The following is a 19,310-nucleotide window of genomic DNA, read 5'->3' as shown; positions in this document are numbered from 1 at the left end:
CTTATTCCTCCCCAGCATATACAGGCAATTTGATTAGCGCTGGTGGCGCTTGCTTCTTCGCGATACGAAGGCCTTGCTGTACCGCTATGCGGTAGCTTTCCGGTAATGTTTCCCATTGACGTGTTTGTTGGTTCCACATACCTGTCTCACCACCGTCTGGAGATTGGAATAAAAGCGCCGTGCGACCAATACGTAGGAAGTCGTAAGTCACGGTTTCCCCATTTCTATCTAGGCTAGCTTTGTAAGATTCAATTGAGCGAGAGAAGCCTTCTTCAATTTGGTAGGCTTCCATCACTTTACGGAATTTCTCAGAAGTCGTTACGTCGGCGCGATCCATGAGACGACGCAGTTCTTGGACACGTTTATTACGTTCTTTTTTCTGGAAAGGCAGATCGAGAGTCACAAACTCATCGAGTGCATCGATCATTTTAAGTGTTAGTGGTACTACTTCTGTTGCCGTTTGATCGATCTGAGCAATTTGGTTATTTAATGAGTCCAATTCACCTTGCTGTGATTGAACCATACGGTTAATTTGCTCGTTGTAGACTTTCATGCTGTCGATTTGACGTAGTAAGCCTTTATATTCTGCCAACATGCCTTCAGTACTTTCGGCATAATTGTCGATTTTTTGTTGCGAAGCCTGTGAAGACTTCGTTGCTTTTGCTTGGTTGGCGACGACGGTTCCAGAGTCAGCAGCCGCCGCTGCTCCACTTACCGTGAGAATCGCGGCAGTTACTGCACTTACGCCAAATTCCTTTAACGTCATAGTAGCATCCTTGTTAGTGTATAAAGTCAGTCGAATAGGGCGCAGGAAAGATACCTGCGCCAAAGGTTTGATTAAAAGTTTTGAGAGTATTTCAAGAAGTAAACGCGGCCTTGAATGCTGTATAAGTCTTCATCGTAAGTCACACCGTCAGCTTCAAAAGCAGGGTCTTCGTCTGTTAGGTTACGCACACCTGCAGTAAACTTAGCATCCCATGGGGCTAAGTAGTTATATGCAATGTTCCATGTGGTTTGTGAAGAAATATGGCCGACTTTTTTATAGTCATCGTCAACATCTTGTGCCTGATCTGCAATGTGGTCTGCAGATAGATAGATGTCATGATCTTCTAGGAAGCTCAAGCCAACACCTGTATTGAAGCGGTACTCAGGCATGCCGTTACGACCTACTTGGTTGTTAACAGGGCCACCTATATATTCAGGCTGGCTAAAGTCTAAAACGTAGCTTCCCATGAAATCGTATCTAACAGTTGCATAATTAAAGTCATAGCGATATCCCAATTTCAAGTCTATGCCCGATGTATCAAGCGTTCCAAGGTTCTGAAGGCCTGCTGTCGCTTCGATAATCCGATCATTAGCATCACGAACAATATTTGGGTTTTTATTGCCAGAGCTACGCTCTTCGTCAATCATGCTTTGTAGCGTATTTAGAGTAATTACATCATCAATGCTAATGTTGTAATAATCCATTGTTACATCTAGATCTTCTATTGGTGAGAAACTTACACCAAAGTTAAATGATACAGATTTTTCAGCGTCAAGATCTTCATTTGATGTACGAGTCACGTCGTATTGCGTTTCTGGGCAATCAGCATATGAAATGCCATTTTGCGCACAGTAGGTGTAATCTTTCGCAAAGTCTGATGAGTAGCTATCTGCAGCATAAAGGTCTGATAATGTCGGAGCTCGGAAGCCAAGGCCAGCGCCTGCGCGGAACATCAAGTTATCAAGTGGTTGGTAACGGAAAGATACTTTTGGAGATACTTCGTGCCCGAAATCGCTGTAATGGTCGTAACGAGCCGCTAAGTTCATTTCCAACTCATCAGTAAAAGCGATCAAAGACTCAGCATAAAGAGCATATGTTTCACGGTCTCCACCAGCAGAGTTACCTGCACTACCAATAATGTTACCTGCCTCACTTTGAGGGTCATATTTATCAAAGTAATCATAGGTAGTAAATTCAGCGCCGACATACAGAGGAATTAGCACATCACCAACTTCCGCTACATCAAATTGAAGGCCACCAAAGAACTGATGCATTTCCATTTGAGTTTCTCGGCTTGTACCTGCAGAAAGCAGGCTTGTCGCGTCTGAACTAAACTCACCGTTTGCAAACTGACCAGACTCAACCAGTTGTGATGCTGCTGAACCAAATACGTAGCCAGTACCTAATTCTGAACTGTTAGAGAAGTTTAGGTGATATCCCGTTTCCCAAATAACATCACCCAAAGTGTCTGTGTAAAGTGTGCCATCTAGACCTGCTTTGAAATCTGCTTGGAAGTCTTTAACATTGTTATCACGTGTTCCCACGTTGTTGAAACGGTAGTATACAGATGCTGGGCCTACCGCTGGGTCTAAGCCATTCTCCGCAAAGAAATCTGCGCCGCCATCTGTATTCGGGTCTACAGAGAAGATGCCAGCAGCTGGAGCGAAACGACTGAAACTTTCGTTACGGTTTAAAAGCACTTGAGCATTGAAGGTAGTATCTTCAGTTACAAAAATATTACCGTTTATAAATACAGTATTTCGTTCCAGAGAAGCTGTTTGAGCTGCTTCTGAAGTGTAATCATAACCACAGATATCCCCAAGACCAGGATAGTTTGTGAGGCCAACAAACCCTTTAGATGGGTCACATGATGCATCAGTATTATAGCCGTTTAGTGCTTTTAACTGACCATCATGATAGACGTTACGACCGTAGATACTAACGCCAGACATGTCGAAGTAGTTTGCGGAATCGGTGTTTGTTGAGCTGAGGTAATCACGATCGCGTTGATAAATTTCATCTTTACTGTCATGTTCAAATGAGAACATGATGTTTCCTTTTTCTCCACTAGTGCCCATGACTAGGGCAACGTTTTTCTCATCACCACCTTCTTGGCTTGGGATACCAGAACCAACGGTTACATTAATGCCGTCAAACTCTTCTTTCAGAATAATATTTACAACACCAGCAACTGCATCAGAGCCGTATACTGCAGAGCCACCGTCTGCCATGACTTCTACACGTTCGACTATTGCTGATGGGATTACGTTAATATTTGCGGCACCACCACCCATAGCTGCAGAGCCAGGAAGACGTTTACCGTTAATTAGAACGAGAGTACGCTCAGAACCTAGACCTCTTAGAGAGATGGTCGCTTGGCTTTGTGCTGAGCTACCTGAACGCTCGCTGTGTGAACCGAATGAGTTGAAAGAGGACTTGCGTAATACATCTGCAATAGACACATCACCGGCACGTTCAATCTCGGCTCTGCCAATTACAGCTACTGGTGTGCTTCCTTCCATAGATGCGCGCGTTAGGCGCGAACCAGTAACTTTCATCTTTTGAAGTTTTTCAACTTGCTGCTCTTCTGCCAGTGCTGTTGCTGGGGTTGCAACTGCTGCTGTCCCCAAAGCAAGGCTTATCGCAACAGATAAAGCGGTTGTGTTTTTATACATCCTTGTTGCTCCGATTATTATTATTTCCTATGTCTGGCCGCATAGCGGCCAAATGTGACGTTAATATTTCGTTAACGTTCGGCCAATGTATAACCGAGATGAAAAAAGGAAGTCAAACCAGTGGTAAACGGGGATGCTTAAATGTAAAAAAGATGTAAATAACCAGGCTTTATTTAAAAGGCGGAATAAAAAACCGAATAAGGTTTATGAATCGAGATTAAATTTCAATAAAACACCGTATTTTGTGTTTCTTATAAACTTTAATGACTTATCTTGCCTATGGTTTTTTAGTGGGTAATTGAATCTGGAAAAAGATATTTTTCCAGTGAATTGTTCTGAGATGAGTTTTATATCGAATCCATACTTTGTTAGCTCGAACTTATTAGGTGGTATCAAAATATGATACCCATTGCTATTAAAGGGCTCACTCGTATTTTTAGGTCAAATATAACCTTGGATTATGTGTCTATTTATGTGTGTAGGGTGCATTTTTATGTAGGGTTTTGGCTCTAAACAGCCTAGATTGATATTCTGTATGAATTATTTTTGTGGTTTTTTATAATTTTTTACAAAAACATTTCTGTTTTTCGACATCGAAGGAAGTTTGTCATGTTTTGGTTTCAAACACTTGAAGCTGATGTGGATTCAAGATAAATATGACGCTGAAATTATTGCAGTAGTAGAAAAGTCTAGCTCTTGAGGCGCAGGGAGTGTGCTTCAACAGTTTTAGTTACTACGAGATAAATATGCACCATTTTGGGCGGAAAATATCCTCTTTCACTCCGTTTGAACTGGACAGTAGACAAGGAGCAAGTTGTATATGCTGTCGTACTTTTTACGCCGTTTGGCGTTGGTTATCCCAACGTTTCTCGGGATAACTATTCTCATCTTTGCTATCACTCGTTTCGTGCCTGGCGGACCTGTTGAACGCATGTTGTCACAAATGCAGTCCCAGGGGGACGGCGCCGCATCAATGACGTCTGCGGGTGGTAATACGGCCCTTTCTGACGATCAAATCGCGGAGCTGAATGCGTTTTATGGCCTGGATAAACCAGTAACGGAAGCGTACGTCGAGTGGTTAAGTCGTTTGGTAATGCTAGATCTTGGCGAGTCGACACGTTACTACGAGCCTGTCTCGGACATGATCGCAGAGCGTTTGCCAGTGTCGTTGTTTTATGGCGGCATGACCTTCTTTATTAGTTATTTTATCTCGATTCCTCTTGGTTACTATAAGGCGCTCAAGCACGGTTCTGTGTTTGATTCCGCTTCTTCAGTACTCATTTTCGTAGGCTACGCGCTACCAGGTTATGTGGTGGGTGTATTGCTGATCACGTTATTTAGTTATCACTTGGAATGGTTTCCGATGGGAGGCTTTGTCGGCGATGACTTCGACGATTACGAAACCTTCTTTGAACGCGCTAAAGACATTATGTGGCATGCGGTGTTGCCTTTGATCTGTTACCTCATTGGTGATTTTGCCACGCTGACGATGACAATGAAAAATAACCTGATGGAAAACCTTTCCTCAGATTACATCCGCACCGCAATTGCGAAAGGATTACCTTTCAAAAAAGCAGTTCGTAAGCACGCGTTGCGTAACAGCTTAATTCCAATCGCGAGTCACTTTGGTAACTCTTTGTTGTTCTTCATGACCGGTGCTTTCCTGATTGAAGTTATCTTCAATATTGATGGCATTGGCTTATTGGGTTACGAATCAATCATGGAGCGTGATTACCCTGTTGTTATGGGTATTGTCGCCATTAATGCGTTGTTACTGCTCATTGGTAACATCATTTCAGATATTTGTGTTGCTTTAGTCGACCCACGTGTGAAGTTTGGAGCGTAACATGATTAAAGTTAGTCCATTAACTCAAAAGAAAATTCGTCACTTTAAAGAGATCAAACGAGGCTATTGGTCGTTTGTTGCTCTTTCTATCATGTTGATCCTTTCTCTATTCGCCGAACTTTTGATCAACAGTAAAGCGCTAGTCGTCAAGTACGATGGTAGCTACTATTTTCCTGTTGTCAGTGACGTACGTTTAGGTAGCGAATTCGGCCAAGAGTCATCCAGTGAAGCCGATTATCGTGTACTGCAAAAAGCGTTTGAGGCTGAAGGGGGCGACAACTTTGTTATTTTGCCGCTTGTGCCGTGGAACCCATATGAACAAGATTTTAGTGGTGATTTCCCGCCAACAGCACCTAGTGCCGAAAATAAGCATTATTTAGGTACAGATGTGATAGGTCGCGATATTTTGGCGCGACTCGTCTACGGATTCAGAACGGCGATGGGATTTGCGTTGCTTACGATGGCCATTTCCTACGCGATCGGTACTGCAGTCGGTTGTGCTATGGGTTTTTGGGGCGGTAAATTTGACTTGTTTGTACAGCGACTTATCGAAATCTGGTCAATGGTCCCGTTTTTGTACGTCATTATGATTCTTGTCTCAATCGTTCAACCGACGTTTGCTCTCTTTGTCGCTATTAACGTGCTTTTCACTTGGATGGGGATGACATGGTACATGCGGACCATGACCTATAAAGAAGCGGCACGAGAATACGTAATGGCGGCACGTGCTTTAGGGGCATCGACTGGACGTATCTTGTTTAATCACATCTTGCCAAATACGATGGTGATGATTGTAACCCTAGCGCCTTTCACTATTGCAGCTAACATCACAGCACTGACTGCTCTCGATTACCTAGGCTTAGGCTTGATGCCACCAACGCCAAGTTGGGGTGAACTACTGCAACAAGGTAAGTCAAACTTAGATTCGCCATGGATTGTTGCGTCAGTAGTGACTTCTATTGTTCTGGTTCTGGTAATGGTGACCTTTATTGGTGAAGCCATTCGAGCGGCTTTCGACCCGAAAAAATTCACACGCTATGTTTAAGCGAGCATTGTGAGCAAAACATAAAAAAGGGAAGTTTTATGAAGAAATTATTTTTAGCGTCCACGCTGAGCGCCCTGAGTTTTGGTGCAATGTCAGCAACGCTTCCGACCGACTTAAACTGGCAAACAAACTGGGATGAGCCTCAATATGGTTCTCCAGAAGCGAAACGTGGAGGGACTTATCGCACCTTTATGTCAAGTTTCCCGCAGACGTTACGTAGTGTTGGTCCAGACGCTAATGCAGGGCTACGTTCTTTTATCTTAGATGAAACACCAGGCTTGGTGGTCCGCCACCCAGATACTTTAGAGTTCATACCTGAGCTTGCTAACGAGTGGGCGTTAGCAGGTGACAACAAAACGGTCTATTTTAAACTCAACCCTGAAGCCAAATGGTCGGACGGCAAACCTGTGACTGCCGACGATTTCGTGTTCATGCTGAAGTTTTATCGTTCCAAGGACATCTTGGAACCTTGGTACAACGATTACTACAACAAAACGATTGCGGATGTTATCAAGTACGACACTCATACGTTTGCTGTTAAGGCGGCGAAAGAGTTCAATCCGGAAGAGTTGCTGTTACGAATGGGGGCTCTGCGCCCACGCCCCGCACATTTTTATGCTAACCCTTCAAAAGATGAAAATGGTGACGGTATACATGACAACTTTGTCCGCTACTACAATTTTAAAAGTGAACCAACGACCAGTGCATACTACCTAGATGACATTAAAAAAGGTAAAAGTGTTACCTTCAAACATGTCGGTGAAGACTGGTGGGGTTACAGCAATAAGTATTATCAACATCGTTATAATGTCGACAAAATCCGCATCACAGTGATTCGCGACAGTGATATCGCGATGAAGCACTTTGAGAAAGGGAAGCTGGACGCATTTGGTCTTGTTTTACCAAGCTTATGGCATGATAAATCGAATACGGAACCTTACCAAAAGGGATACATTCAAAAGTTCTGGGGTTACAACCAATTTCCAGTTGGGGCTGGTGGTGTATGGATGAACACCGCGATGCCTTTGCTGGATGATTTAAACATTCGCAAGGGCATTACTTACGCGATTGACTTTGATGGCATGATAGAGAATGTCATGCGTGGCGACTACTCCCGTAAACCGAACCCGACCGGTTATGGTCATGGTAAATACACCCTACCAGATGCTAAGGCACCGAAGTTTGATCCCGCAAAAGCGGCCGAGGCATTCGAAGCCGCAGGCTTTAACAAAATTGGTTCTGATGGTATTCGTGTCAATGATAAAGGTGAGCGCTTAAGCTTCGAGCTGACCTACGGAACACCTGTTCATACTCCTCGTATTGCCTTTTTGCGTGAGCAAGCCAAGTTAGCAGGGCTGGATATTGAGCTCAAGTTAGTTGATGGCTCATCCATGTTCAAATACGTACGTGAGAAAAAGCACGATTTGGCTTTCTTAGATATGGGTACGTCTGAGATCCCAACGTATTGGGAGTATTTCCATTCAGTCAATGCGAACAAGCCGCAAACTAACTCTTTCACAAACTACAGCACGCCTGAACTGGATGAAAAGATCATCGAGTATCGTTTTGGCATGGATATGGATAAAAAGATCCAGCTAGGTCATGAGATTCAGCGTGACATCATTGATGCTCACGTTATCGTCCCAGGCTACATGGTTCCTTATGTCCGCTATGGTCACTGGCGCTGGTTAAAGTTTCCAGATAAGCCAATGAATCGCATGACAGAGGCGCTGTTCAGTGGTGCAATCATAGGCGATGGCACTTACTGGATTGATAGTGATATCAAAAAAGAAACGAAACAAGCGATGAAGTCAGGCAAAGCTTTTGAACCTGTTGTTGTCGTAGATGACACTTATAAGCTGTAAGGATTGGTTATGGAAAACGATGTAATCCTAAGTGTTAAAGATCTCGAAGTTGAATTTACCACCGATGATGGGCCAGTGAAGGTTCTGCATGGTGTGAACTTTGATGTGAGAGCTGGACGTACACTCGGTCTGGTAGGAGAGTCAGGTAGTGGCAAGAGCGTAACCTCAATGTCGATCATGGGGCTATTACCTAAGCCATATGGCAACATCATTAAAGGTGAAGTGAATTATCGCGGCACCAACCTAGTTGATTTGCCTGCGGAAGAGATGTACGCCATGCGTGGCGATCGCATTTCGATCATCTTCCAAGACCCGATGACTGCGCTCAACCCAGTGCACACCATTGGTCGTCAAATATGTGAAGTGCTTGAGCTCCATCGACCTGAGCTCGACAAAAAGGAGCGGGAGGCGTACTCGATTGAAATGCTGGCAAAAGTAAAAATTCCAATGCCAGAGAAGCGATTGAATGAGTATCCCCATAACCTATCTGGTGGTATGCGCCAGCGTGTCATGATCGCGATGGCATTGGCCTGTAAGCCGGATATTCTGATTTGTGATGAACCGACTACAGCGTTGGATGTTACGGTTCAGGCGTCTATCCTTGAACTGATGAACGAGCTTCAGGAAGAAACGGGCATGGCGATGATCTTCATCACTCACGATCTCGGGGTTGTGGCAGAAGTGTGTGATGATGTTGCCGTGATGTATGGCGGACGTATTGTCGAAAAAGCAGAAATTTTTGAGTTGTTTGATAACCCGCAGCACCCATATACAGAGCGTTTGATGGGGTTGATGCCGAGCTTAGATAATGAGCCAAAGCAGATGATCGATATCAAGCCTATTGATGCCAGTATGTTTGCCAGTTAACTGGGCAAAGTGAACCAGTCATAAAAGAGGATGTTATGGCAAAAGAAGTATTAAGAGTTGAAAATCTTAAGCAGCACTTTGTTTCTGGTAAAGGGCTGTTCAAGAAAGGCTACACCATCAAAGCGGTAGACGGGGTTTCACTGTCTGTTTCTGAAGGTGAAACACTGGGGCTAGTTGGTGAGTCAGGTTGTGGTAAAAGCACTCTTGGTCGCACGATCTTAAAGTTATACGAGCCAACAGAAGGTAAGATTTTCTTTGAAGGTAAAGACATCACTAAATTGTCTGTTAAAGAGATGCGCTCGCTGCGTAAAGACATGCAAATCGTCTTTCAAGACCCAATGGAGTCACTCAATCAGCGTCATACCATCGGTATGATTCTGGAAGAACCGTTTGTTATTCATAAAATTGGCACGCCAACAGAGCGTAAACAGTGGGTAAAAGAGCTTTTAATCAAAGTGGGATTACCAGAAACGGCAGTAAACCGTTATCCACATGAATTTTCAGGCGGACAACGGCAGCGTATCGGTATTGCTCGCGCGATTGCATTGAAGCCTAAATTACTGATTTGTGATGAATCGGTATCTGCGTTAGATGTGTCGGTACAGGCGCAAATCTTGAACCTATTGCTACAGCTGCAACAAGAAATGAACTTGGCGATCATATTTATCTCTCACGATCTCTCGGTGGTGAAACATGTTTCTGACAAAGTTGCCGTGATGTATTTTGGTAAAGTGGTAGAAGCAGGCAGTGCTAAAGAAATTTATGCAAACCCGCAAAACGAATACACCAAAAAACTCCTATCTGCGATTCCGATCACTCACCCTAAATATCGGAAGAAAAAGCGCGTAGCTGAAAAAAAGCAGCAAGTGGCGTAAGTGATGCCACAGGTCCTATAACACAAAAACGCTCCGCCAAATAAGCGGAGCGTTTTTATGAGTAAATACCAGAACTTGGAGTCGATTCGCACTGATGTTTATTCTGATTGATTGAAGATCGTCGCATGCTAAACTCAAGACCTATTTTCTTTGTTTGGATAATGGACCATGCCGTCGAATTTACCGAAATCCTTTAGTCGACCTTTCCTGAAAATCTTCCATATTTTGGAGGCGGTGTTATTAGTCTCTATTACCTTGGCGACGTTGTACGCCATGATGCAAGAGTTTGTGCACGTATTTGTAGAGAAGCGTGTCTTACTCACAGATATTCTTTTGATGTTTATCTATCTGGAAGTGCTCGCCATGGTGCAGCAGTTCGTGATGAATGGTAAAATTCCGGTACGCTATCCTATCTATATCGCGATGATGGCGATCGCCCGCTACATCACACTCGGAATGAAAGAGCTGGATGCGGTTTTGGTTGTGTGGTTATCTCTGGCTGCGTTTATTTTGGCTGCGGCTACTTTGCTGATCAGAATTGGGCACCATTATTGGCCCTACGTTGATAACAGTACCTTGGAAAAAGACGAATAAAAGAAAGCCCCGTATTAGCGGGGCTTTTTTGTTTCAATACTCGATGACTTTTAGATCATTCAATGTTTTGGATCTGCTCACGCATCTGTTCAATTAGAACTTTCAGTTCAACGCCCGATGCGGTGATGTCGGTGCTGATGGATTTCGACGCTAGCGTGTTCGATTCACGGTTGAACTCTTGCATCATGAAGTCTAGACGACGACCGACTGCGCCACCTTTCTTCAGAATGTTTGTGGTTTCTTTTACGTGAGAATCAAGACGGTCTAGCTCTTCTGCTACGTCTGATTTCTGTGCCAGAAGGATAAGCTCTTGCTCAACGCGAGATGGGTCTAGCTCTACTTTCGCATCTTCAAATTTAGAGAACAGACGCTCACGTTGCCATTCTAAAATTTCTGGCATGCGCGCACGCACTTTTACGACTTCTGCAGAAATGGCGTTCAAACGCTGTTCAATCAGCGCCTTCATGTTCTCGCCTTCACGAGCGCGCGCTTCAATAAATTCATCCATTGCGCCATCAAACGCTTCTAGTAGCACTTTATTTACCGCATCCATGTCTTGCTCTGGCGTTTCCATTACCCCCGGCCATTGCATGACTTGAAATGGATTGATTCGGCTCAGTTCACCAGTCATGTGCATGACTTGTTCAGCGGCTTTAATTACCTGGCTAGCAAGCGCTTCATTGATGCTAAGCTCACCTTTTGCGGCAGGGTTTGCTTCAAAACGCAGATTACATTCTACTTTGCCTCGCGCTAAGCGCTTACGAAAGCGCTCACGTAAAACCGGCTCTAACCCGCGAAATTGTTCTGGCATGCGGAAGTATGTTTCTAAATAACGCTGGTTCACGCTGCGGATTTCCCATACCGCAGAACCCCAATCGCCTTTTACTTCTTTGCGTGCATACGCTGTCATACTGTAAATCATCGAATTTTCCTGTCTTCATTTTTTGAAAATTACTTCAAGAGTGTATCACGCTGCGTCGATAGGTGCGCGGGATGTATGGATTGTTTATGTTGTGCCAGCGGCGTAACCTATGAATCCGGAATCGATTCCGTTATAATCTTCGCCCAACCAAATCGTCTTCTCCTCATATTTAAGGTAGATGCCCATGCGTCCAAACGATCGCAAGGCGGATCAAGTTCGCCCTATCAAAATTACTCGTAACTACACAGCTTACGCTGAAGGGTCAGTGCTAGTTGAGTTCGGTAACACCAAAGTGTTGTGTAATGCGACCGTCGAAGAATCTGTGCCACGTTGGCTAAAAGGTCAAGGTAAAGGCTGGGTTACAGCTGAATACGGCATGCTACCTCGAGCAACACATTCTCGTACTCGTCGTGAAGCGGCAAGTGGCAAACAAGGCGGCCGTACGATGGAAATTCAGCGTCTTATCGCGCGAAGCCTACGTGCTGTTGTCGATCTAAAAGCCATGGGTGAGTTCATGATCACCGTTGACTGTGACGTTATCCAAGCAGACGGTGGTACGCGTACTGCATCCATCAGCGGCGCAAGTGTTGCAATGGCCGATGCATTCCAACACCTAGTGGATAGCGGTAAGCTAAAAGCGAATCCAATGAAAGGCCACGTAGCGGCAGTTTCTGTCGGCTTGCTAGGCGATGAAGTATTGTGTGATCTTGAATACGTTGAAGATTCAGCGGCAGACACAGACATGAACGTCGTAATGACCGAAGAAGGCAAGATGATTGAAATTCAGGGCACCGCAGAAGGTGAACCGTTCAGTCACGAACAGCTGATGGCATTGCTCGAGTCGGCGAAAGTCGGCATTACGGAAATTGTCGCAGCGCAGAAGGCGGCGTTAGCCAATTGATTTAGATAGCTCCCATTATGGGGGCTATTTTTTTATCTCGACAATAGAGAAATGAATGATTGTCGAGAAGAGACACAAGAAACCAAGGACATAGAGAGAAAATAATGAAAGCATACCAGCGTGAATTTATTGAGTTTGCACTTGAGAAAGAAGTTCTTAAGTTTGGTGAGTTTACTTTGAAATCTGGCCGTAAAAGCCCGTACTTCTTTAACGCTGGTCTTTTCAATACTGGTCGTGACCTAGCGCGTCTTGGTCGTTTTTACGCAGCCGCGCTTGCTGATTCTGGCATTGAGTTTGATGTGCTGTTTGGCCCGGCGTACAAAGGTATCCCAATCGCGACGACAACAGCAGTCGCGCTGGCGGATCATCATGACGTCGACACGCCTTACTGCTTCAACCGTAAAGAAGCGAAAGATCACGGCGAAGGCGGTAACCTTGTAGGCTCTGCGCTTGAAGGTCGCATCATGCTAGTGGATGACGTAATCACAGCGGGTACCGCGATTCGTGAATCGATGGAAATCATCAAGGCGAATGGTGCAGACCTTGCTGGTGTGTTGGTTGCGATTGACCGCCAAGAAAAAGGCAAAGGTGAGTTGTCTGCGATCCAAGAAGTGGAGCGTGATTTTGGTTGTGCAATCATCTCAATCGTTAGCCTGACTGACCTTGTGACTTTCCTTGAAGAGAAAGGCACAGACAAAGAGCATCTAGAAGCAGTCAAAGCGTACCGCGCAGAATACGGCATTTAATTGGTTACTTTTTCTGAAAAAGTAAAAAGGGCAGATGGATATTCATCTGCCCTTTTTTGTTTTTGGATTTATCGCCGTGACCACTTACTTATAGCGAATGCCTTTCTCGACATGCTCATCTTGCATGGTTTTATAGCGTTTATGGAGCCACATCCATTGCTCTGGAGCGCGTAGAATGACTTCTTCCACATACTTGTTCATATAAGCGGCAGCGGCGACTTCGTCTTTTTGTGGATAATCGGCTTCAATGCAGTTATCGGCGATGATGTCGTATTTTCCTTCGTCATTGCGAAACCCTGAGCCTGGGATGATCGCACATTTTGAGGTATACGCCAGAATGCTCGTGCCTGTTGTCGTACACGCATCGTCTACGGCAAAGAAGGGCACAAATACTGATTTTTTGCGACCGTAATCGTGATCCGGTAAATAGAACAGACGCTCACCGCTGCGTAAAACACGAATCATCTTTTTTACATCTTTACGATCAATCAGTTTATTGCCGTTATGTGTCCGTCCCCAATACTGGATAAAGTTATAAGCAGGATTATTATGCGGACGAAACGCGCCGTACCCGGCCACGCCTAACACGGCGAAAGCACGCGCAGTGATCTCTAGATTAAGAGCGTGGACACAACAAAGTAGGACGCCTTTACCTTCTTTGGCTTTTTCACGCAGTGCGCCGAGATCTTTCTCGACGATCAGGTTTTTAAAGCGCCAAGTCGGCCAGAACCAAGTGATTCCGGTTTCTATCAGTGCCATACCGGTATTTTTGAAGTTCTCTTCAACAATATGTTGAATCTCTTCAGGTGTTTTGTCTGGAAAGGCCAATTCTAAGTTACGCTGAGCAACGTGGACACGCTTTTTACCGTAGCGCATGCCAAGTTTACCGAGTGAACGACCTAATGAAAGCAGCAGCCGATAAGGAAGAATATTGACGAGGATGGCCAACAGACCAAAACCAAGCCATACGCCCCAGTTACGAGGGTGAAGAAGTGAAAGAGAAAACTCGGGCTGCGTGTATTTGTCTTTACTCATAGTCTTTTACTTTATTTGTGCACTCAAAAGCGCCCAGTACTCGTCAAAGTTTGCAGTCGGCTGGTATTTAAAGTCGCTACGCACAAAGCGGTTTAGGCTCCCCTCAACTTGCCCCAGAATTTGCGCGGCTAGGATGCGCTCTTCGACAGGGAAGGACTTCCCTTCACGAATCTTACGTTCACGCAGGATTTGGCGCAATTGTGTTTCTATACGCTCAAAGAGTTGATTGATGCGTTCACGTAGACGTTCATTTTCAAACATTAGAGCATGACCCGACAAAATGCGTGTCAGACCTGGGTTACGTTCAGAGAACGCCAAAATAAGGTGCATCACCATACGAATACGCTCTAGTGTATCTTTTTCGTCGTCTAGAATACGGTTGATACGTGTCATCAAGGCTTCTTCAATGAACTCAATCAACCCTTCGAACATGCGCGCTTTACTTGGGAAATGACGATACAGCGCGGCTTCTGAAACGCCGACTTGCTTGGCCAGTTTTGCCGTAGTAATGCGTGAAGCGCCATCTGTTGATTCAAGCATTTCTGCCAATGCTTGTAAGATTTCTTCACGACGGTTGGATTTTTTACTGCCGGCCATTAGTTACTTCCTTTCAAAATACAAAGTTGAGCGGAGGGGATTATAAGACGCTATTTCGCCTCAAACTAGACCACTAAGGGTGGAATGGGAGATTTAACACCCTTAGTTGTCATTTTTGTACCAAATTTATGCCAGCTTTTGTAAAAAATTGGCAGGGTTTTCAAACGTTAGTTACATCAATTGATGCATTTTTTCGAGAATTTTAAAGCTCAATGCTTCTTTTGATTCTAAAGCGAGCGCAAGTTCACCTTCAGGCCAGTAAAGGGTAATTGCGTTGTCGTTGCTGTTAAATCCTTGCCCTGCAACCGAAACGTCGTTTGCACAGATCATATCGAGGTTTTTCTTTGTTAACTTGCCTCGAGCATAGGTCTCTACATCATTGGTTTCAGCCGCAAAACCGACGGTAAACGGACGCTTCTCCGTCATTGCTGCCACAGATGCAACAATATCAGGATTTTTAACCATATTAATGACCATTTCGTCGTTGTCTTCTGTCTTTTTCAACTTTTGAGACGCGATCGTTTGTGGGCGGTAGTCGGCAACGGCAGCGCAGCTAATAAAGGCATCATGCTGGTTTGCATGTGTCATAACGGCTTCGTGCATCTCTTGTGCACTGGAAACATTTATGCGCTCAACACCTACGGGCGTATTTAAACTGACAGGACCGCTCACGAGGGTGACTTTTGCTCCCATCTGCGCTGCGGCGCTCGCCAATGCATAGCCCATTTTCCCGGAGCTATGGTTCGTAATGTAACGCACTGGATCAATCGCTTCGCGAGTTGGTCCGGCGGTAATGAGTATCGACCTACCTTCTAGCAATTTTGGTTGAAAGAACTGTTCACATAGATGTACTAGCTGCATTGGTTCCAGCATTCGACCTGGTCCCACATCACCACAGGCTTGCTCTCCTGCCGCAGGGCCCCAGATGTGCATACCACGACGCGCTAACGTAGCGATGTTCTCTTGGGTTGCGATATTGCGATACATCTGTTGATTCATCGCAGGAGAAACAGCAACAGGGGAATCCGTCGCGAGCACGAGCGTAGTAAGTAAATCGTTCCCCATGCCTGCGGACATGCGCGCGATTAAGTCCGCGGTCGCGGGCGCTAATAGCACTAAATCTGCCCATTTGGCCAATTCAATATGGCCCATAGAGGCTTCCGCTGCTGGGTCTAGTAAACTGTCCGAGACAGGACGGCCCGAAACGGCTTGCATGGTTAAAGGGGTAATGAACTCTTTTGCGGCTTTCGTCATTACAACTTGAACTTGCGCTCCTCTCTCTATGAGGCGACGGGTTAGCTCCGCACATTTATACGCGGCAATACCGCCACTGATGCCGAGTAGAATTTTCTTTCCTGCTAGTGTTTGCATGTGAGATCTCCAATTTGATGACCGGATTTTAACACAATTCAAAGTCTGACCGCCCGAGCATATATAACGAGAAGATAATTCACATCAAACTCCAGAGTATTAATCTGACCGAGGAAGGGAAAATTCTCGCCTACCTCACAGACAAGTTGCGCGGAGTTTGCAAGTCTGAAAAGAAAAAGAGGTAGTGGAAACCATGGTGTTGAAAAGTCGAAACAAATTGCTGCTGATAACCCTAATTCCGCTGTTGTTGATCACCACGTTGATCTCAGTGGTGTATTACATCAACAGCAGTAAAAGTTTGGAAGCGGAGCTGGCAAGAGACAGGCAAGAGCTCATCGAAACGAAAAAGAAAGAGTTACAAGCCTATATGATGATGGGCGTGACGGCGATAAAACCGTTATACGACACGGATGTAAATGGAAGTAATAAAGAGGCAGCAAAAGAAATTCTGAAAGCCATGCGCTTTGAAAGCGATGGCTACTTTTTTGCCTACGACTCTCAAGGTGTGAATACGTTGCACGCCATCAAACCTGCATTAGAGGGTAAAAACCTTTACGACTTAAAAGATGAAAATGGGGTCGCAGTTATTGCGGGCTTGATTGACGCTTCTCAAAAAGGGGATGGGTTCCTCTATTTCTCGTGGCACAAACCGACCATTGACGCACAAGCGCCTAAGTTGGGCTATGCAGAATATCTATCGAAATGGGACTGGGTTTTAGGTACTGGCGTTTATATTGATGACATCGACCAGCAAGTTGCGATGCACAGAGAGTTAAAGACTCAAGAGCTAAAAGAGCATACATTATCTGCCGTGTTGATTTCCGTTATTGGATTGATCATTACCAGTGTTCTCACCAGTATCGTGGTGTCTAAAGGCATTCAGCCATTACAACATGTCGCGGCTTCATTAAAAGATGTTGCCGCAGGCGGCGGTGACTTAACGGCTCGTTTAAAAGTCGAAAGTCAGGATGAAGTCGGTGAAGTGGCGGCCGCGTTTAATGAGTTTATGGATAAGCTGCACCCACTGATGCAGGACATTCATCGCTCTGCGACGACAGTACAGACCGTTTCTCAAAGCCTGAACACTCAGACCAGCCAAGCGAGCGGTCAAATGCAGGATCACTGTTTAGAGACGGACAAAGTCGTGACGGCAGTGACGCAAATGAGCATGACTGCCAAAGAAGTAGCCAGCAATACCAATGCGACCGCGCAGGCAATTGACGATGCCAACAGTCAAGTCACCGCCGCTCAACATGAGGTCGAGCAAGCAATAGAAGGCATTACCGAACTCGTGACGGAGATAGACAGCACGTCAGATGCAATTTCTGAGTTGAGTTTACAGACCGAAAAAATAACCAAAGTGCTGGATGTGATTGGCGAGATAGCCGAGCAAACGAATTTGTTGGCCCTAAATGCGGCGATTGAAGCGGCTAGAGCCGGTGAGCAAGGTCGAGGGTTTGCCGTCGTTGCGGATGAAGTGCGCTCGTTAGCCAGTCGTACGCAAAATAGTACTCATGAAATTGGCGACATGCTCAAGCAGCTACAAAATGGTGTATCAAGAGCGGTCAGTACGATGTCGGTGAGCCAAAAACGAGGTGTCAAAACGGCGGAAGAATCTGCGCTCATTCAGCAATCTCTTTCTGGTGTTCATCATTCTATCGGAACAATTCGAGATATGGGTATTCAAACCGCGTCTGCCGCAGAAGAACAAAGTGCGGTTGCAGAAGACATCAACCAAAACTTAGTGGCTATTCAACAGATCGTGAACAACATTAATGAGACGTTGCAGCATGCCGAGTCAATCAGCACGCAGCTATCACAGTCTGGAACGGAAATTCACGGCTTGGTTGGCAACTTTAAACTCTGATGAACTGTTAAGTTGCATGGAAAGCACTGATGGTACGAAGAAAGCGAAAGTCATACTCGACTTTCGCTTTTTGTTTTGTGGAATAGGGACACTTTCCATATAAAGAGACATCAGATGATACTGAAAGCTTTGCCAAATGAGTCCATGCCCAGGGAGAAGCTACTGCAACGAGGGCCGCAAGCTTTGACCGATGCCGAACTGCTGGCCATCTTCTTGCGCACAGGCACCCGCGGAATGAACGTGATTGAGCTTGCAGACTTCCTTATTCAAGACTTTGGTTCGCTCAGACAACTATTTTCAGCATCAGAAGAAGAGTTTTGTCGTCACAAAGGATTAGGGCAAGCCAAGTATGTTCAGTTGCAAGCGGTACTAGAAATGACACAACGTTACTTGGCGGAGACGCTAAAGCGTGGTGATGCCTTAACCAGCCCCGACCAAACTAAGTTATATCTGTCTTCTATTTTAAGGGATCGGCACAGAGAGGCTTTTTATATTCTTTTTCTCGATAACCAGCACCGAGTGATAAAAGATGAAATTTTATTTGAAGGAACGTTGGATGCAGCGTCGGTGTATCCGAGAGAAGTCGTCAAGCGTGCTCTGCATCATAACGCGGCGGCTTTGATTCTAGCGCACAATCATCCTTCAGGCGTCGCTGAGCCGAGCCAAGCTGACAGAAGGATTACAAGGCGTCTCACCGACGCATTAGCATTGGTGGATATTCGTATTTTGGACCATTTCGTCATCGGAGATGGGGAAAGTGTCTCTTTTGCTGAAAGAGGCTGGATGTAACTGTGCGTTTTTTAGGTTGTTAGTTGCTAAAAATCTGCTATCATCCACGCCACTAAATTTTTAACTGAATTCAGCTTGGACTGCTAAAAAAATCTGCTGTCTAAAAAAAGATCACGAAAACCTGTAAAAAGGATCTGTTCGGGTCTTGAGCAATGCATATCAAGTTAGTATAATGCGCGACCTTTGATAGCCTTGTATGGATTTTCCATAGCGGTTCTTAACCTCTAACTTCTTTTCGAGAGATAGAGAGGTTCGGCCACCAAGGTTGATATCGAGCTGAAACGATTTTGGAGAAGACATTCATGTCACGAGTATGCCAAGTAACTGGTAAGCGTCCAGTAACGGGTAACAACCGTTCACACGCACGAAATGCTACTAAGCGTCGTTTTCTGCCGAACCTACAAACTCATCGTTTCTGGGTAGAGAGCGAAAAACGTTTTGTTAAACTACGTCTATCTGCTAAAGGTATGCGCATCATCGACAAGAAAGGTATTGATACTGTTCTTGCAGACATGCGTGCACGTGGCGAAAACGTTTAAGAGGAAATAA

17 protein-coding genes are annotated in these 19,310 nt (G+C 45.1%); 11 read left to right on the top strand and 6 right to left on the bottom strand.

The window, feature by feature from the left end; translation table 11 throughout:
* Position 1: 1 nt before the first annotated feature.
* Both R7O03_RS07960 and R7O03_RS07955 read right to left on the bottom strand, forming a co-directional pair.
* A complete protein-coding gene (locus R7O03_RS07960; protein WP_206949355.1) occupies positions 2 to 766 on the bottom strand; it encodes a DUF3450 domain-containing protein in 765 nt (254 codons plus the stop codon).
* Between the two features lie 71 nt (positions 767 to 837).
* Positions 838 to 3,441 carry a TonB-dependent receptor plug domain-containing protein gene (locus tag R7O03_RS07955; RefSeq protein WP_318131647.1) on the bottom strand — a complete coding sequence of 868 codons (2,604 nt, stop codon included), beginning with the start codon at positions 3,439 to 3,441 and terminating at the stop codon, positions 838 to 840.
* An 820-nt stretch (positions 3,442 to 4,261) separates the two neighbouring features.
* Here R7O03_RS07955 and R7O03_RS07950 point away from each other — a divergent pair.
* The 6 genes from R7O03_RS07950 to R7O03_RS07925 all read left to right on the top strand — a co-directional run bounded on the left by R7O03_RS07950 (position 4,262) and on the right by R7O03_RS07925 (position 10,533).
* Positions 4,262 to 5,287, top strand: a complete 1,026-nt coding sequence (locus R7O03_RS07950) for an ABC transporter permease subunit (protein WP_005384771.1) — start codon at positions 4,262 to 4,264, stop codon at positions 5,285 to 5,287.
* A gap of 1 nt (position 5,288) precedes the next feature.
* Positions 5,289 to 6,332: an ABC transporter permease gene (locus R7O03_RS07945; protein WP_005379369.1), complete on the top strand. Its 1,044-nt coding sequence runs from the start codon at positions 5,289 to 5,291 to the stop codon at positions 6,330 to 6,332.
* Positions 6,333 to 6,370: 38 nt separating this feature from the next.
* Complete coding sequence (locus R7O03_RS07940; protein ID WP_017634997.1) at positions 6,371 to 8,197, top strand: extracellular solute-binding protein; 1,827 nt, start codon at positions 6,371 to 6,373, stop codon at positions 8,195 to 8,197.
* Between the two features lie 9 nt (positions 8,198 to 8,206).
* Positions 8,207 to 9,064 carry an ABC transporter ATP-binding protein gene (locus R7O03_RS07935; RefSeq protein WP_005379371.1) on the top strand — a complete coding sequence of 286 codons (858 nt, stop codon included), beginning with the start codon at positions 8,207 to 8,209 and terminating at the stop codon, positions 9,062 to 9,064.
* A 35-nt stretch (positions 9,065 to 9,099) separates the two neighbouring features.
* Positions 9,100 to 9,939: an ABC transporter ATP-binding protein gene (locus R7O03_RS07930; RefSeq protein ID WP_104975751.1), complete on the top strand. Its 840-nt coding sequence runs from the start codon at positions 9,100 to 9,102 to the stop codon at positions 9,937 to 9,939.
* 168 nt (positions 9,940 to 10,107) lie between these two features.
* Complete coding sequence (locus tag R7O03_RS07925; RefSeq protein ID WP_025768316.1) at positions 10,108 to 10,533, top strand: phosphate-starvation-inducible protein PsiE; 426 nt, start codon at positions 10,108 to 10,110, stop codon at positions 10,531 to 10,533.
* Between the two features lie 55 nt (positions 10,534 to 10,588).
* Here R7O03_RS07925 and R7O03_RS07920 read toward each other — a convergent pair whose 3' ends face one another.
* The gene (locus R7O03_RS07920) at positions 10,589 to 11,455 is read right to left on the bottom strand and encodes a YicC/YloC family endoribonuclease (RefSeq protein WP_047103771.1); all 867 of its coding nucleotides are present in this window, start codon (positions 11,453 to 11,455) and stop codon (positions 10,589 to 10,591) included.
* Between the two features lie 184 nt (positions 11,456 to 11,639).
* On the opposite strand from R7O03_RS07920, the gene rph reads away from it, so the two are divergent.
* Positions 11,640 to 12,356, top strand: a complete 717-nt coding sequence (rph, locus tag R7O03_RS07915; protein ID WP_031780917.1) for a ribonuclease PH — start codon at positions 11,640 to 11,642, stop codon at positions 12,354 to 12,356.
* Between the two features lie 104 nt (positions 12,357 to 12,460).
* Positions 12,461 to 13,102 carry an orotate phosphoribosyltransferase gene (pyrE, locus tag R7O03_RS07910; protein WP_054574187.1) on the top strand — a complete coding sequence of 214 codons (642 nt, stop codon included), beginning with the start codon at positions 12,461 to 12,463 and terminating at the stop codon, positions 13,100 to 13,102.
* Between the two features lie 84 nt (positions 13,103 to 13,186).
* On the opposite strand, the gene R7O03_RS07905 is transcribed toward pyrE, so the two are convergent.
* From R7O03_RS07905 to coaBC, 3 genes are all read right to left on the bottom strand, one after another.
* Positions 13,187 to 14,137: a Kdo(2)-lipid IV(A) acyltransferase gene (locus tag R7O03_RS07905; protein WP_005379385.1), complete on the bottom strand. Its 951-nt coding sequence runs from the start codon at positions 14,135 to 14,137 to the stop codon at positions 13,187 to 13,189.
* 6 nt (positions 14,138 to 14,143) lie between these two features.
* Positions 14,144 to 14,734 carry a nucleoid occlusion factor SlmA gene (gene slmA / locus R7O03_RS07900; protein ID WP_005379386.1) on the bottom strand — a complete coding sequence of 197 codons (591 nt, stop codon included), beginning with the start codon at positions 14,732 to 14,734 and terminating at the stop codon, positions 14,144 to 14,146.
* 171 nt (positions 14,735 to 14,905) lie between these two features.
* The gene (gene coaBC, locus R7O03_RS07895; protein ID WP_005384780.1) at positions 14,906 to 16,105 is read right to left on the bottom strand and encodes a bifunctional phosphopantothenoylcysteine decarboxylase/phosphopantothenate--cysteine ligase CoaBC; all 1,200 of its coding nucleotides are present in this window, start codon (positions 16,103 to 16,105) and stop codon (positions 14,906 to 14,908) included.
* Positions 16,106 to 16,298: 193 nt separating this feature from the next.
* Between coaBC and R7O03_RS07890 the strand changes: the two genes are divergently transcribed.
* The 3 genes from R7O03_RS07890 to rpmB all read left to right on the top strand — a co-directional run bounded on the left by R7O03_RS07890 (position 16,299) and on the right by rpmB (position 19,300).
* Positions 16,299 to 17,972: a methyl-accepting chemotaxis protein gene (locus R7O03_RS07890; RefSeq protein WP_213869616.1), complete on the top strand. Its 1,674-nt coding sequence runs from the start codon at positions 16,299 to 16,301 to the stop codon at positions 17,970 to 17,972.
* A 114-nt stretch (positions 17,973 to 18,086) separates the two neighbouring features.
* On the top strand, positions 18,087 to 18,761 hold the full coding sequence (gene radC, locus R7O03_RS07885; protein ID WP_318131646.1) for a RadC family protein: 675 nt from the start codon (positions 18,087 to 18,089) through the stop codon (positions 18,759 to 18,761).
* Between the two features lie 302 nt (positions 18,762 to 19,063).
* On the top strand, positions 19,064 to 19,300 hold the full coding sequence (gene rpmB / locus R7O03_RS07880; RefSeq protein WP_005384783.1) for a 50S ribosomal protein L28: 237 nt from the start codon (positions 19,064 to 19,066) through the stop codon (positions 19,298 to 19,300).
* Positions 19,301 to 19,310 lie beyond the last annotated feature (10 nt).

Source organism: Vibrio sp. Vb2960, assembly GCF_033337665.1.
Classification (GTDB): Bacteria; Pseudomonadota; Gammaproteobacteria; order Enterobacterales; family Vibrionaceae; genus Vibrio; species Vibrio alginolyticus.
The sequence above is the reverse complement of the archived record's forward strand: the minus strand, read 5'-3'. Positions and strand labels throughout refer to the sequence as shown.